This window comes from Paratractidigestivibacter faecalis (genome assembly GCF_003416765.1).
Classification (GTDB): Bacteria; Actinomycetota; Coriobacteriia; order Coriobacteriales; family Atopobiaceae; genus Paratractidigestivibacter; species Paratractidigestivibacter faecalis.
In genome coordinates this window covers 1,340,604-1,354,077 of sequence record NZ_QSNG01000001.1, presented here as the reverse complement: position 1 = coordinate 1,354,077, position 13,474 = coordinate 1,340,604, and the positions used below count along the sequence as shown (strand labels likewise).

10 protein-coding genes and 1 pseudogene are annotated in these 13,474 nt (G+C 64.4%); 3 read left to right on the top strand and 8 right to left on the bottom strand.

Going from position 1 to position 13,474, the window contains the following annotated elements; genetic code table 11:
- Positions 1-198: 198 nt before the first annotated feature.
- Both DXV50_RS06015 and DXV50_RS06010 read right to left on the bottom strand, forming a co-directional pair.
- Positions 199-1,332, bottom strand: coding sequence for a 5-methyltetrahydropteroyltriglutamate--homocysteine S-methyltransferase (locus tag DXV50_RS06015; protein WP_117205353.1), 1,134 nt, complete (start codon positions 1,330-1,332; stop codon positions 199-201).
- Between the two features lie 142 nt (positions 1,333-1,474).
- On the bottom strand, positions 1,475-2,380 hold the full coding sequence (locus tag DXV50_RS06010; protein WP_117205352.1) for a LysR family transcriptional regulator: 906 nt from the start codon (positions 2,378-2,380) through the stop codon (positions 1,475-1,477).
- Between the two features lie 108 nt (positions 2,381-2,488).
- Here DXV50_RS06010 and metG (DXV50_RS06005) point away from each other — a divergent pair, with 108 nt between their 5' ends.
- Entirely contained in the window at positions 2,489-4,102 is a 1,614-nt protein-coding gene (gene metG / locus DXV50_RS06005) for a methionine--tRNA ligase (RefSeq protein WP_117205345.1), read from the top strand.
- Between the two features lie 6 nt (positions 4,103-4,108).
- Positions 4,109-4,288 (top strand): annotated as a pseudogene (locus DXV50_RS06000) (rRNA adenine N-6-methyltransferase family protein); the annotation flags it as partial.
- A gap of 17 nt (positions 4,289-4,305) precedes the next feature.
- Here the strand turns inward: DXV50_RS06000 and DXV50_RS05995 are convergent.
- The 6 genes from DXV50_RS05995 to DXV50_RS05970 form a co-directional block, all read right to left on the bottom strand.
- Positions 4,306-4,473: an integrase gene (locus DXV50_RS05995; protein ID WP_117205350.1), complete on the bottom strand. Its 168-nt coding sequence runs from the start codon at positions 4,471-4,473 to the stop codon at positions 4,306-4,308.
- Between the two features lie 184 nt (positions 4,474-4,657).
- Complete coding sequence (locus DXV50_RS05990) at positions 4,658-5,317, bottom strand: NAD-binding protein (protein ID WP_117205349.1); 660 nt, start codon at positions 5,315-5,317, stop codon at positions 4,658-4,660.
- An 8-nt stretch (positions 5,318-5,325) separates the two neighbouring features.
- Positions 5,326-5,979, bottom strand: a complete 654-nt coding sequence (locus tag DXV50_RS05985; protein ID WP_117205348.1) for a potassium channel family protein — start codon at positions 5,977-5,979, stop codon at positions 5,326-5,328.
- Positions 5,980-5,981: 2 nt separating this feature from the next.
- A complete protein-coding gene (locus tag DXV50_RS05980; protein WP_117206007.1) occupies positions 5,982-8,840 on the bottom strand; it encodes a cation-translocating P-type ATPase in 2,859 nt (952 codons plus the stop codon).
- Positions 8,841-9,149: 309 nt separating this feature from the next.
- Entirely contained in the window at positions 9,150-9,866 is a 717-nt protein-coding gene (locus tag DXV50_RS05975; RefSeq protein ID WP_117205347.1) for a response regulator, read from the bottom strand.
- Complete coding sequence (locus DXV50_RS05970) at positions 9,856-11,679, bottom strand: ATP-binding protein (RefSeq protein ID WP_117205346.1); 1,824 nt, start codon at positions 11,677-11,679, stop codon at positions 9,856-9,858. Before DXV50_RS05970 ends, DXV50_RS05975 begins: the two co-directional genes overlap by 11 nt.
- Before the next feature lie 181 nt (positions 11,680-11,860).
- Here DXV50_RS05970 and metG (DXV50_RS05965) point away from each other — a divergent pair, with 181 nt between their 5' ends.
- Positions 11,861-13,474, top strand: coding sequence for a methionine--tRNA ligase (metG, locus tag DXV50_RS05965; RefSeq protein WP_117205345.1), 1,614 nt, complete (start codon positions 11,861-11,863; stop codon positions 13,472-13,474).

Here is a 13,474-nt window from a genome sequence, read left to right as displayed (position 1 = left end):
CCCAGCTGCTCAAGGTTGCCTTCCACTGGAGGGCATTTCTGCGCGGCGGACTGAAAGTGCCCTTGTGTGCTCACTTTTGCCTTCCACTGGAAGCCCCTTCTGCGCAAATGGCGAGAAGCCCCTCCCGCTGCGCAGAAGGGGCTTCCAGTGGAAGGCGTTTTTGAGCGGCGCCCAACCGGGCGGTCAGGTCCTTCTCGGCTAATCCTCGCCCCACACGCGCTTTGCCACGCGCTGGACCAGGGCGACCTTGGCCCACTGCTCCTCCTCGGTCAGCTTGTTCCCGCACTCGCAGGAGGCAAAGCCGCACTGCGGGGAGAGGCAGAGGTCCTCCAGCGGCACGTACTGGGCGGCCTCGTTGATGCGCCTCACCAGCAGCTCCTCGTCCTCGAGGCCGGGCTGCTTGCTCGTGACCAGGCCCAGCACCACCTTCTTGCCGGCCGCCACGTGGGCAAGCGGCTCGAAGCCGCCGGCGCGCGGCGTGTCAAACTCAAGGTAGAAGGCGCTGACGTCCTCGTGCGCAAACAGGTAGGGCGCCACCGGGTCGTAGCCGCCCTCGAAGGCGTAGGTGGAGTGGTAGTTGCCGCGGCAGACGTGGGTGTTGACCACGAGGTCTGCCGGCTTGCCCTCCAGCGCGGCGTTGTTGATGGCCACGCCCAGCTCGGAGACCTTCTTGATGTCCACGGGGCTCATGCCAGTCTTTGCCACGAAGTCGCGGTCGCAGTAGATGCCCCAGGTGCAGTCGTCAAACTGCACGTTGCGGCAGCCGGCGGCGTAGAGGTCGGCCAGCACCGTGCGGTACGCGGTGGCAATGTCGGCGATGAGCTCCTCGTCGGTGGGGTAGACGGCGCGCAGGCTCTCCTGCTGGCCGTCGCAGCGGTCCAGGATGACCTCGGAGTAGGTCTGGGCGGGCGCTGGGATGGTCTGGCGGGCCACCTGGCCCTCCTCCTCAAGCGCCTTCACGAACTTGAAGTGCTCCACGAACGGGTGGTTCTCGCCAGAGATCTTGCCCGTGACCACGGCCGTGTCGGCGGTGGTCTCCTCGTCGTGGAACTGGTAGCCCGTGCGCGAGGTGCGACGCTCGATGCCCTGGAGCCCCCACATGAAGTCCAGGTGCCAGTAGCTGCGGCGGAACTCGCCGTCGGTGATGACGTGCAGCTCCGCCGCCTTCTGCTTGGCCACGAGGTCGCGGATAGCCTCGTCCTCGACGGCGCGCAGGGCGCCTGCGTCGATGACGCCCGCGGCAAAGTCGGCGCGCGCCTGCTTGAGCACGTCGGGGCGAAGGAAGCTGCCGACCACGTCGGCGCGGAAGGGTGCGTTCTTGCTGTAGGCCATGTCTGGCTCCTCTCGTGCGTCTGCTTGACGAGAAGAGAGTCTGCCAGAGGCTCGCTCCATAGTGAACTACCTAACAGCTATCGTCATCCATAGCCTAAAACTATGACGTTAGTTGACAAAGGGGCTGCCCCTTTGTCAACTCTCATACGGCGGCGAGATAGGCGCGGAGGTGCTCAACGTAGCGGGCGGCGACGGGCGAGAGGGGACGTCCCGCCAGCCGCAGGAGGCCCACCTGCATCTCCTCGTCGCTCTCGAGCGGGACGGCCACGATGTCCGTTCCGTTGAGGTCCTCAGAGAGGATGCCCGAGCTCACGGTGTAGCCGTCCAGGCCAATGAGCAGGTTGAAGAGAGTGGCGCGGTCGGTGACCACGATCTGGCGGTCCACCTGCTCCACGGCGTGCGGCTCCTCCGAGAAGTAGAACGAGTTCTGCGCACCCTGGTCGTAGGTGAGGCGCGGGTACGGCGCGAGGTCCTCCAGCGTGACGCTGGGGCGCTCCGCCAGCGGGTTCTTCCGGCTCACGAAGACGTGCGGCCGCGCGCGGAAGAGCGGCTCGAAGCGCAGCTCGGCCCGACGCACGGCGCCCATGATGACCTCGCGGTTGTAGTGGCTGAGGTAGATGACGCCCACCTCGCTCCTCTGCGTGCGCACGTCGTCGATGATGCCGGCCGTGGTGCCCTCGCGCAGCGAGAACTCGTACTTCTGGCCACCAATCTCGCGCACCAGCTCGACGAAGGCATTGACCACGAAGGCGTAGTGCTGGCTGCTCACGGCAAAGACACGCCGGACGGGCGCCCCGTGCGCATAGCGGCTCTCCAGCAGGTCCGCCTGCTCCACCACCTGGCGGGCGTAGGAGAGAAACCGCGTGCCCTCCTCGGTGGGGGCCACGCCGCGGCTGGAGCGCTCGAAGATCTGCACGCCCATCTCGGCCTCGAGCTCGCCCACGGCCTTGGAGAGGCTGGGCTGCGCTATGAAGAGCCGGGCGGCGGCGGCCGTGATGGAGCCGGCGTCCGCCACCTCGACTACGTACCTGAGCTGCGTGAGCGTCATGGGTCACCTTTCCGCGCGCACTTCTCGCCGCATTTCTAGGGCTATGCATCAGAGTACAATTAAACGGTTAGCGCATCATTGCCATCATTCTGTCATGAGGAGATAGCCGTGGCAGACAAGCCCTCGTTCTTCATCACCACCCCCATCTACTACGTCAACGCCGCGCCCCACCTGGGCACCGCGTACTGCACCATGCTCTGCGACGTCCAGGCCCGCTACCGCCGCGCGGCCGGCTACGACGTCAAGTTCCTGACCGGCATGGACGAGCACGGCGAGAAGGTCGCCGAGGCCGCCCGGCAGCACGGCTTTGCCACCCCGCAGGAGTGGTGCGACAGCCAGGCGCCGCTCTTCAAGGACCTCTGGAAGCGGCTCGAGATCTCCAACGACGACTTCATCCGCACCACCGAGCCACGCCAGAACCACGCGGTCCAGCACCTCTGGGAGCGCATGAGGGAGTCCGGCTACCTCTACAAGGGCAGCTACGACGGCTGGTACTGCGTGCCGGAGGAGACCTACTTCACCGAGAACCAGGTCAAGAAGTCCGACGAGGAGAAGGGCACCAAGGGCGAGCACCTCTGCCCGGACTGCGGCCGCCCGCTGGAGCGCGTGCAGGAGGAGTCCTACTTCTTCAGGCTCTCCGCCTTCCAGGACAAGCTCCTGGCGCTCTACGACGAGCGCCCCGACTTCGTCCAGCCGGCCTTCCGCATGAACGAGGTGCGCTCCTTCGTGGAGGGCGGCCTCACGGACCTCTCCGTCAGCCGCACGAGCTTTGACTGGGGCATCAAGGTCCCCTTCGACGAGAGGCACGTGACCTACGTGTGGTTCGACGCGCTTCTCAACTACATGACCGCCGTGGGCTACGGCGCGGACTCCGACGAGGCGCGCGCCGAGCTGGCCTACCGCTGGCCCGCGCAGTACCACGTGGTGGGCAAGGACATCATCCGCTTCCACTGCGTCATCTGGCCGGCCATGCTCATGGCCCTGGGCGAGGCCCTGCCCGAGCACGTCTTTGCCCACGGCTTCCTCACCGTGCGCAACGCCGAGACGGGCAAGGCCGAGAAGATGTCCAAGTCCCGCGGCAACGCCATCGCGCCGCAGGACGTGGTGGACCTGCTGGGCGTCGAGGGCTACCGCTACTACTTCATGACCGACGTGGCCCACGGCGAGGACTCCGCCGTCTCCTTCGAGCGCATGGAGCAGGTCTACAACGCCGACCTGGCCAACAGCTGGGGCAACCTGGTCTCCCGCGCCCTCAACATGAGCGCCAAGTACTTCGACGGCAAGACCCCCGAGCTGGAGGAGGGCTGGGCCGAGAGGGACAACCCGCTGCGAGCGATCGCCCAGGGCATCGAGGCCCGCTACGCCGGGCGCATGGACGTCATGGACTACGCGGGCGCCAGGGACGCGGTGATGGAGCTCGTCCACGCCGCCAACCACTACATCGAGGACACCGCCCCCTGGGCCGTGGCCAAGGACCCGGAGCGCGCCGGCGAGCTCAAGGGCATCATCGTCAACCTGCTGGAGTCCATCCGCATCTGCGCCCACCTCTTTGCCCCCTTCATGCCCGCGACCTCCGCCGAGGTCCTGCGCCGCATGTCCCTGGCCGACGAGGCCGGCGCCGGCGACCTGGCCCGCGCCTGCGAGTGGGGCGGCCTTGCCGGCGGCGTCGAGGTCACCAAGGGCGACGCCCTCTTCCCGCGCCTGGCCTCCGAGAAGAGGTAGCCGCGCGTGACGTACTCGAGGCTGGCAAACCCGCGCGAGACCCGCGCGGTCCTGGAGGACTTCGGCCTGGCGACCAAGCACCGCCTGGGCCAGAACTTCCTGGTGAACGACGAGGTCGTCGGCAGAATCGTCAACCTTGCCGAGCTCGGCGGCAGCGACGTCGTGCTCGAGGTGGGCCCGGGCATCGTTGATGTTGGTCTAGGTTACCCGCGCTTGGAGCCCTGACGGCGGATGCCGCCCTTGTGGCCGCATGCCTTGTTGGGGCCGATGCCCGCTGCGCGCGCGGGTCCGCCAAATGTCTGCCGTCCGCGCTGCTGCTTGGCCGGCAGGGGCATATCGTAGTGGCGCTTGGCGCCGCTGGGCTTCGTCATCGCTGGTCTCCTTCGCATTTCGGCCCGCTTACGGTAGCGTCTTTCCATCGTGATTCCAAGCGCACCCGGCATCGATGTCATGGCCAGCGGCATCCGCCTCTCTAAAAAACCGCCGAGGCCAGCCTGTGGCTGGTCCCGGCGGTCATGCACCACGCAATGGTGCGAGGCCTATCGAAGATCTTCCCTACTGCAGCGAGTGACTCAGGAAGTCCCTGCCCTGCTCGCTCGCGAAGGCGACCACACGGTCACCGGCGCTAAACGCGGTGTCACCGTTGGGGATAAGGATGTTGCCCTCATGCTCGAGGGCAACAAAGACCAGGCCGTCGGGAATCTGGAGCTCGGCAATCGACTTGCCCACCATCGCGGAGCGCGGGCGAACCTCGCCCTGGACGATCTCGTGACCATCCTTTCCGAGGCGTATGATAGTGAAGACGTCCTCTATGTCGAGACCCTCTTCGACGGACTTCGTGATGATGTCCGCCTGGTCAACGGCGATGTCGACGCCCATAGACTCGTCGAACATCCAGGCATTTGCCGGGTTGTTCACACGGGCGACGACGCGATTCACGCCGTACTCCATCTTGGCGAGCATAGCGACCACGAGGTTGACCTCGTCATCGCCCGTTACGGCAATAATGACGTCGGCCTGGAGCACGCCGGCCTCTTCGAGGACATCCGGGCTCGAACCCATGCCCCTCACAACGGAACCCTCGGGCAGCTTCTCCTCGAGGCGCTGCGCAACGGCCTTCCTTGACTCGACGATGTGAACGTTGTAACCGCGGTTGCCCAACAGAGTGGCGAGGTAGGAACCAACCTTGCCGCCGCCGACAATGATGATGTTCATACAGCCTCCTAATCCGTCATGCCGAGCATGGCGCGGAACTTGCTTGCCGAGGTCGCCTGGACGGCGGCGTAGATGATGTCGCCGTGGTCGAGGACCGTGCCCTGGGTGGGAACGAAGGTCTCGTTGTCGTGAGAGACGGCGACGATACTTATCTCGCCAATGGCGGTGAGCTCGCGAATAGGACTGCCCTCGAGCATCGGCGGCACGTCGGCACGAACGAGGCGCACATCGCCGGAACCGATGCCGGTGACGTCATCGAGCTCGTTGAAGGTCAGGAGCTCGCAGACGCGCCTCACGCCCCAGTCGGTGGTCGAGATGCTCTGGATGCCGAGCCTGCGATACGTCTCGGCATTGCCGATCTCGTACAGGCGCGCGATGACGCGCGGGACGCGATAGGTCTGTCGGGAGATGCGGGCGACGACGATGTTCGTCTCGTCAGAAGCGGTGCAGGCGATGACGGCGCTCGCACGATCGATGCCGGCGGCAGCAAGAACCTCACGGTCGAATCCGACGCCCGCGACGGTCTGGCCGCCGAACGTGGGGCCGAGTGCCTTGAGGCGCTCGGGGTCCTGGTCGATGGCGCAGACCTCGTAGCCCTGCCTGTCGAGCTTGCGAGCGAGGCTCGTGCCCATGCGGCCCATTCCTACGACGATAACTTTCATCTTTACCTCTTTTCCGGTGCCTGCTTGATGGCGACGCCGTTGCGATCGATGTGGTTCCTCTTGCGAACGATGGCCTTTCGGGCCTCCTCGAGGAGGAGGATGACGGGCGGCAGCAGCACCAGGAACACGAAGTCATTCAGGACGAGCGGGCTGGTGTGGAAGACGCTCTGGAAGGGCGGGAACAGCGTGATGAAGATGATGAGTGCGATCTCGAAGAGAATACCCTTGTTGATCTGCTTGTTGGAGAACAGACCCACCGAGAAGACGGATGCGGTCTCCGTGCGGCAGTTCCAGACCTCGCCGATCTGCGTGAAGACGATGGCCGCAAGTGCCATGGTCGTCGCGCGGACGTAGATCGGATCAAAGTCGTTGCCTACACCAAACATCTCGATGCCGGGGTGCCAGCCGTTCATGACCTGGCAGAACATGAACGCAGCGAAGGAGAACAGGGCGCCGAGCATTCCGTACCACAGGAAGGCCTTACGCATGACCTTGCCGGAGAGCAGCGGCTCGTTGGGGTTGCGAGGCGGGTTGGCCATGACGTCAGCCTCGGGAGGCTCGGTGCCAAGACCAAGGGCGGGCAGCATGTCGGTGCCAAGGTCGATGGTGAGGATCTGCATCGTCGTGAGCGGCAGCGGCACGGCGCCACCGGAGAGCAGGTAGATCGCAGAGGGGACAGCCTCGGGCACGTTGGAGTTCAGGATGTAAAGCATGAACTTCTTGATGTTAGCGTAGACCGCGCGGCCCTCTTCGATGGCGTGGACGATCGAGGCGAAGTTGTCATCGGTCAGGATCATGTCCGCGGCCTCCTTGGCCACGTCCGTGCCGGTGATGCCCATGGCGACGCCGATGTCAGCCCTCTTGAGGGCGGGGGAGTCGTTCACGCCATCTCCGGTGACGGCGACGATCTCGCCCATCTGCTGCAGGTTCTCGACGACGCGCAGCTTCTGCTCAGGCGCCATGCGGGCAAAGACGACCTCGCCCTTCAGGGCCTCCTTGAGCTCGTCGTCAGAGGTCTTCTCGAGCTCGACACCAGAGAAAACGCGAGGGTTCGGGCCCTGGACGATGCCGATCTTGCGGGCGATCGAGAGGGCGGTCAGGCCATAGTCGCCCGTGATCATGACGACGCGGATGCCAGCACGACGGCACTCGGCCACGGCGTCGGCGACCTCGGGTCTGGGCGGATCCTGCATGACGAGGAGGCCGACGAAGGTGAGGCCACACTCGATGTTCTCGGGCGTGTAGTCGCTCATCGAGCGGGGAATGGAGGCGTCGTCCGGGCTCAGGGGACGGTAGGCGAGGGCAAGCACGCGCAGGCCGTTGGCGGCATAGCCGTCGTTTGCGTCCATGATGCTCTTGCGCATCTCGTCGCTCATCGGCATGACCTTGCCGTCGGTGCGGTAGTTGTCGGAGAGGCGGACGACCTCGTTGGGGGCGCCCTTGACGAACGCGACGCGGCTGGCGCCATCGAGCGGACGCTTGAGCTGGTGGATGGTGGTCATGCGCTTGCGGCGACTCTCGAAGGGGAGCTCTCTCACGCGGGGCATCTCGCGCTCGAGGTTCTCGAGGGAAAGGCCAGCCTTCTGCGCGCTGACGAGCAGGCAGGCCTCGGTCGGATCGCCGAGGACGGTGTAGCGACCACCCTCCTCGTCCGGCTCGACGAGACGGGCGTTGGAGCAAAGGGCACCACCGGAGACGAGCAGGCGAAGCTCCTCGTTATCGGCGGCCTCCCACTTGTCCTTGTCGCAGAGAATCTCGCCCTTGGGGCCGTAACCGACACCGGTGACCTCGTACTCGCGGTCGCAGGTCCACAGGTGGTTGACGGTCATCTCGTTCTGGGTGAGGGTGCCGGTCTTATCGGTGCAGATGACGCTCGTGGAGCCAAGGGCCTCGACGGAGCTCAGCTTCTTCACGAGGGCGTTGCGCTTGCTCATGCGCTGGACGGCCATGGCGAGGGACAGCGTGACCGTGGGGAGCAGTCCCTCAGGGATGAACGCCACGACCATGCCAAGGGCGAAGATGAACGACGAGGCTAGGCCATTGCGAACAAACAGCACGTCGAGGAGGAAGAAGACGATGCCCATGCAGAGCGCGAACAGGGTGACCTGCTTGGTCAGGCGGTCGAGCTGACGCTGGAGCGGGCTCTCGGAGTCCTCCATGTTCTGCGTGAGGCTGGCGATCTTGCCAAACTCGGTCGCCATACCAATCTTGGTGACGACGACGCGTCCGTTGCCCTCGGAGACCGAGGTGCCGGCGAAGACGAGGTTGGGGGTCTCGGCGGCGGTGAGGTCGGCCTCGAGGACGGCGTCCGCGATTTTCCTCACGGGGTTCGACTCGCCCGTGAGCGTCGACTGATCGACCTGGAGGTCAGACGAGCGGACGACGCGGCCGTCCGCGGAGATCTTGTCGCCCTCGGCAAGGACCATGACGTCACCGGGGACGAGGTCCTCCGCGAGGACCTGGGCCTGCTGGCCGTCGCGCATGACGTTGACGTAGGACGGCAGCATCTTCTTCAGGGCCTCGGTAGCCTTGTCTGCCTGGTGCTCCTGCCAGAAGCTGAAGCAACCGTTGATGAGGTTGACCAGCCAGACGGCGACGCCGAGCTCGGGCATGCCGGCCACAAAGGCGATGATGCCGGCCACCCAGAGGAGGATGGCCATGAGGTGCGTGAAGTTGGAGAGGAACGCAATGACCGGCGACTTCTTCTTACCCGCCTGGATAAGGTTCTTGCCGTATCTGGCCTGCAGCTCGCTCACTTGGTCACTCGCTAGGCCGGCTGCGCTCGTGCCTAGCGACTTGAATACCGCGTCGCTCGTGAGTGCCGCGATCTGCGGCATCTCCTCCTCATGCGAATCGGACATGGTGTTCAAGGACCCTCCTTTCCTTGTTAGGGCACGCGTCTCGTGGCGCGTGCGACCGACGGCCGCTTCGCCGTCGCAAGGGGGAGGATATCCTCGTGAGGACAATGTTTTTCAGTCTATTTTGGTCATGGGTAATTCCACACCTCGCAGGCATAAAGTGCGTGTGAAGGTGACCTAAAGATAGGCTAAAGACCGAGGTAAATCACTTAATACGTCCTTATATGCCTTGTTCACATATGTGTAGGCACGAATATTGCAGGTCGAGCTCGAGCCTACTCGCGATTCGGCTCGAACCACTAGCTGAAAACTCTATTCGTCCGCGACGCGCATCATGCGGTAACCCACGCCAATGTGCGTCTGGATGTAGCGCGGGTGAACCGGGTCGGGCTCGATCTTCTTGCGGAGGGTTCCCATGAAGACGCGAAGCGAGGCGAGGTCCGCCTGGTGGTTGTTGCTCCAGACCTCGTGCAGGATGAAGCTGTGCGTGAGGACCTTGTCGACATTGTGCGACAGAAGGCAAAGGAGCTTGTACTCGATGGGCGTCAGGTGCAGCTCCTCGTCGCCGAGGTAGGCGATGCCTGCCGTGTAGTCGATTCGCAGGTCGCCGTTCTGGAATGTCGAAGGCTCCTGCCCCTGCGCAGGCGATTGATAGTTGAGGCGCCGCAGCGTCGTGCGGATTCGCGCCAGCAGCTCGCCCACGGAGAAGGGCTTGGTGAGGTAGTCGTCCGCGCCGGCGTCGAGCGCGCCGATCTTGTCGGCATCTTCGCTCCTTGCAGAGACGACGATGATGGGCATCTGAGACCAGCTGCGTATGGCTCGTACCACCTCGATGCCGTCGATGTCGGGAAGCCCGAGATCGAGGAGGACCACGTCCGGCGCGCTCGAGGCGGACGCCGCAATGGCGCCTCTCCCGGTGCTCTCGCTGAGGTGGCGAAAACCCTGCGTGTCGAGAGTCGTCAGGATGAGGTTTCTGATCGTTGGGTCATCCTCGACCACGAGAATCGTGGGACTCGATTCAGTCGGCATCTTCCTGGGCTCCTTCCGTGAGCTCATAGCGTGGCAGCGCGAACTCGAACGCGCATCCGCGGGGAACAGCGTCCCTCACGACGATGCTACCCCCATGCGCCTCCACAATCGACTTGCAAAGGGAGAGGCCAAGCCCGACGCTTCGCTTGGAATCCGCGAGCGCCCGGCCGATCGTATAGAAGGATTCGAAGACATGCGCCTTATCGCTATCTTTGATGCCGGGGCCATCATCTTCGACCCTGACAACGGCCTCGGTACCTCGCGAGCATGTTGAGACGCGGATGGTCGAACCCGCCTGCGTGTGGGTTACGGCGTTGTTCACCAGATTGACCACGACCTGGACAATCAGCTTGGCATCCACTTTGACGAGGAGGAGGTCCTCGCACGGCTCGATTTCCAGACAGTGCTGGCAGATGTCTGGATTGGTGTGGCGCAACGCCTCCTCGATGATGTCGTCGAGGAGCTCTGCGGTGGTATTTAGCTGGACGTTCCCATTTTCGAGACGAGTGATGGCGAGAAGGTTCTCAACGGTGGCGTTCAGCCAGTTCGCGTCGGATTGAATGTCTCGGAGCAGCTCTCCGCGCTTGTCCGCGCTCAGCGCATCTCCGTCCGAGAGCAGAACGTCGGCGTTTCCCGAGATTGCCGTGAGTGGAGTGCGCAGGTCGTGCGAGATCGAGCGGAGGAGGTTGGCGCGAAGCTGCTCGTTCTTGGCTAGCACGGCGGCCTCCTCGCGCTGTTCTAGCGCCTGGATGCGGTTGAGCGCGAGAGACGCCTCGCCCACAACTGCTTCCGCCTCGTTTTGCTCGGCGGGGAGTGGCGTCTTATTGCCAAGGCAGGCACCCATTACGCCGATAACCTTGTCGTCCGAGATGACCGGCAGATAATAGCCGCTTGCGGAGGGGAAGCAGCCGGTCCCGGCACCGACCGCGCCTCTGTTCTCCATAGCCCTATGAGCCATGGGAGTCTCGACGATTGGCTCTGTCTGCGTTGCCGAGACGGCTGAGAAGTGTCTTTGGGGAGCAAAGCCCGAGATGCCCTCGGCATACCAGATGACTTCGGCTTCGAGCAGCTTGGACAGCTGGGCGCCAATCGCATCAATGATTTGCTCGCGCGTAGAGCACCTGCGTAGCGCTTCGTCCGCTTCGAGGATGATCTGCGTCCTTCTATATGCGAGCTGTGAGGCGTGGACTTCGCGTCTGAGCGTCACGGCAACGGCGCTGGCGATGAAAGCGACCACGAACATGACTACGAACGTCACGGGATAGGTCCTGCCCCAGGCGGTGAGCGAGAAGCGCGGGTGGGTGAAGAAGAAGTTATAGAACAGGACCGCGAGGGCGGAGGCCACGAGGCAGTGGAGGCGTCCCACGGTGAGGAGCGAGACGCAGAGAACGGCCAAGACATACGTGATGACTATGCATGCTTCCATGTCGAGGTCGTAGAAGATGGCGCCAAGAACCGTGGCGAGCAGCATCGTCAGGAAGACGATAAGCGTGTCGGTCGCGAAACGCTTGGGCGTGGGATTATCTGACCACGCGAAAACCCTCTGCTCGAACCACGAGACTATGCTCCAATTTGAGCACGGGCTTACCGTGCCGTCCCCATTCGTATTTCGCCCTGACACGAGCTCGACCTTTCTGCTTTCCTTTGAAATAAGTCGTAATTTATAGAATAGGCAGGCGTCAATCAGGTCCTTGGCTCCGAGCGTCTCAAGCCATGTATCCGGTATTCCCTCAATACGTTTGGAGACGGACGTCCCAAACTCCTCGAACCGGACCTGTCTTGATGGTAGACCAAATCGCGCGATTAATGGCATGGGGGAGGGCTCCCAGTCGCTGCTCGTTCAGACGAGAGGACGCTCAGATACCCCCCATTGACCGCGAACAGCCCTTACGCTCTCGGGCCGCGCGGCGGCGCTCCCGCGATACAATGTCACGCGGCTCATTCGCCTGCGCCGGCCCATTTGCCGTCGCACGTCCTGAGAAGAGGTTCCACATATGGCAGACAAGCCCTCGTTCTTCATCACCACCCCCATCTACTACGTCAACGCCGCGCCCCACCTGGGCACCGCGTACTGCACCATGCTCTGCGACGTCCAGGCCCGCTACCGCCGCGCGGCCGGCTACGACGTCAAGTTCCTGACCGGCATGGACGAGCACGGCGAGAAGGTCGCCGAGGCCGCCCGGCAGCACGGCTTTGCCACCCCGCAGGAGTGGTGCGACAGCCAGGCGCCGCTCTTCAAGGACCTCTGGAAGCGGCTCGAGATCTCCAACGACGACTTCATCCGCACCACCGAGCCACGCCAGAACCACGCGGTCCAGCACCTCTGGGAGCGCATGAGGGAGTCCGGCTACCTCTACAAGGGCAGCTACGACGGCTGGTACTGCGTGCCGGAGGAGACCTACTTCACCGAGAACCAGGTCAAGAAGTCCGACGAGGAGAAGGGCACCAAGGGCGAGCACCTCTGCCCGGACTGCGGCCGCCCGCTGGAGCGCGTGCAGGAGGAGTCCTACTTCTTCAGGCTCTCCGCCTTCCAGGACAAGCTCCTGGCGCTCTACGACGAGCGCCCCGACTTCGTCCAGCCGGCCTTCCGCATGAACGAGGTGCGCTCCTTCGTGGAGGGCGGCCTCACGGACCTCTCCGTCAGCCGCACGAGCTTTGACTGGGGCATCAAGGTCCCCTTCGACGAGAGGCACGTGACCTACGTGTGGTTCGACGCGCTTCTCAACTACATGACCGCCGTGGGCTACGGCGCGGACTCCGACGAGGCGCGCGCCGAGCTGGCCTACCGCTGGCCCGCGCAGTACCACGTGGTGGGCAAGGACATCATCCGCTTCCACTGCGTCATCTGGCCGGCCATGCTCATGGCCCTGGGCGAGGCCCTGCCCGAGCACGTCTTTGCCCACGGCTTCCTCACCGTGCGCAACGCCGAGACGGGCAAGGCCGAGAAGATGTCCAAGTCCCGCGGCAACGCCATCGCGCCGCAGGACGTGGTGGACCTGCTGGGCGTCGAGGGCTACCGCTACTACTTCATGACCGACGTGGCCCACGGCGAGGACTCCGCCGTCTCCTTCGAGCGCATGGAGCAGGTCTACAACGCCGACCTGGCCAACAGCTGGGGCAACCTGGTCTCCCGCGCCCTCAACATGAGCGCCAAGTACTTCGACGGCAAGACCCCCGAGCTGGAGGAGGGCTGGGCCGAGAGGGACAACCCGCTGCGAGCGATCGCCCAGGGCATCGAGGCCCGCTACGCCGGGCGCATGGACGTCATGGACTACGCGGGCGCCAGGGACGCGGTGATGGAGCTCGTCCACGCCGCCAACCACTACATCGAGGACACCGCCCCCTGGGCCGTGGCCAAGGACCCGGAGCGCGCCGGCGAGCTCAAGGGCATCATCGTCAACCTGCTGGAGTCCATCCGCATCTGCGCCCACCTCTTTGCCCCCTTCATGCCCGCGACCTCCGCCGAGGTCCTGCGCCGCATGTCCCTGGCCGACGAGGCCGGCGCCGGCGACCTGGCCCGCGCCTGCGAGTGGGGCGGCCTTGCCGGCGGCGTCGAGGTCACCAAGGGCGACGCCCTCTTCCCGCGCCTGGCCTCCGAGAAGAGGTAG

Bases quoted from the DNA above. Each gene is read 5' to 3' on its own strand.
- DXV50_RS05985 (WP_117205348.1), bottom strand. From the start codon at position 5,979: ATGAAAGTTATCGTCGTAGGAATGGGCCGCATGGGCACGAGCCTCGCT.
- DXV50_RS06015 (WP_117205353.1), bottom strand. From the start codon at position 1,332: ATGGCCTACAGCAAGAACGCACCCTTCCGCGCCGACGTGGTCGGCAGC.
- DXV50_RS05980 (WP_117206007.1), bottom strand. From the start codon at position 8,840: ATGTCCGATTCGCATGAGGAGGAGATGCCGCAGATCGCGGCACTCACG.
- DXV50_RS06010 (WP_117205352.1), bottom strand. From the start codon at position 2,380: ATGACGCTCACGCAGCTCAGGTACGTAGTCGAGGTGGCGGACGCCGGC.
- DXV50_RS05995 (WP_117205350.1), bottom strand. From the start codon at position 4,473: ATGACGAAGCCCAGCGGCGCCAAGCGCCACTACGATATGCCCCTGCCG.
- DXV50_RS05970 (WP_117205346.1), bottom strand. From the start codon at position 11,679: ATGCCATTAATCGCGCGATTTGGTCTACCATCAAGACAGGTCCGGTTC.
- DXV50_RS05975 (WP_117205347.1), bottom strand. From the start codon at position 9,866: ATGCCGACTGAATCGAGTCCCACGATTCTCGTGGTCGAGGATGACCCA.
- DXV50_RS05990 (WP_117205349.1), bottom strand. From the start codon at position 5,317: ATGAACATCATCATTGTCGGCGGCGGCAAGGTTGGTTCCTACCTCGCC.
- metG (WP_117205345.1), top strand. From the start codon at position 11,861: ATGGCAGACAAGCCCTCGTTCTTCATCACCACCCCCATCTACTACGTC.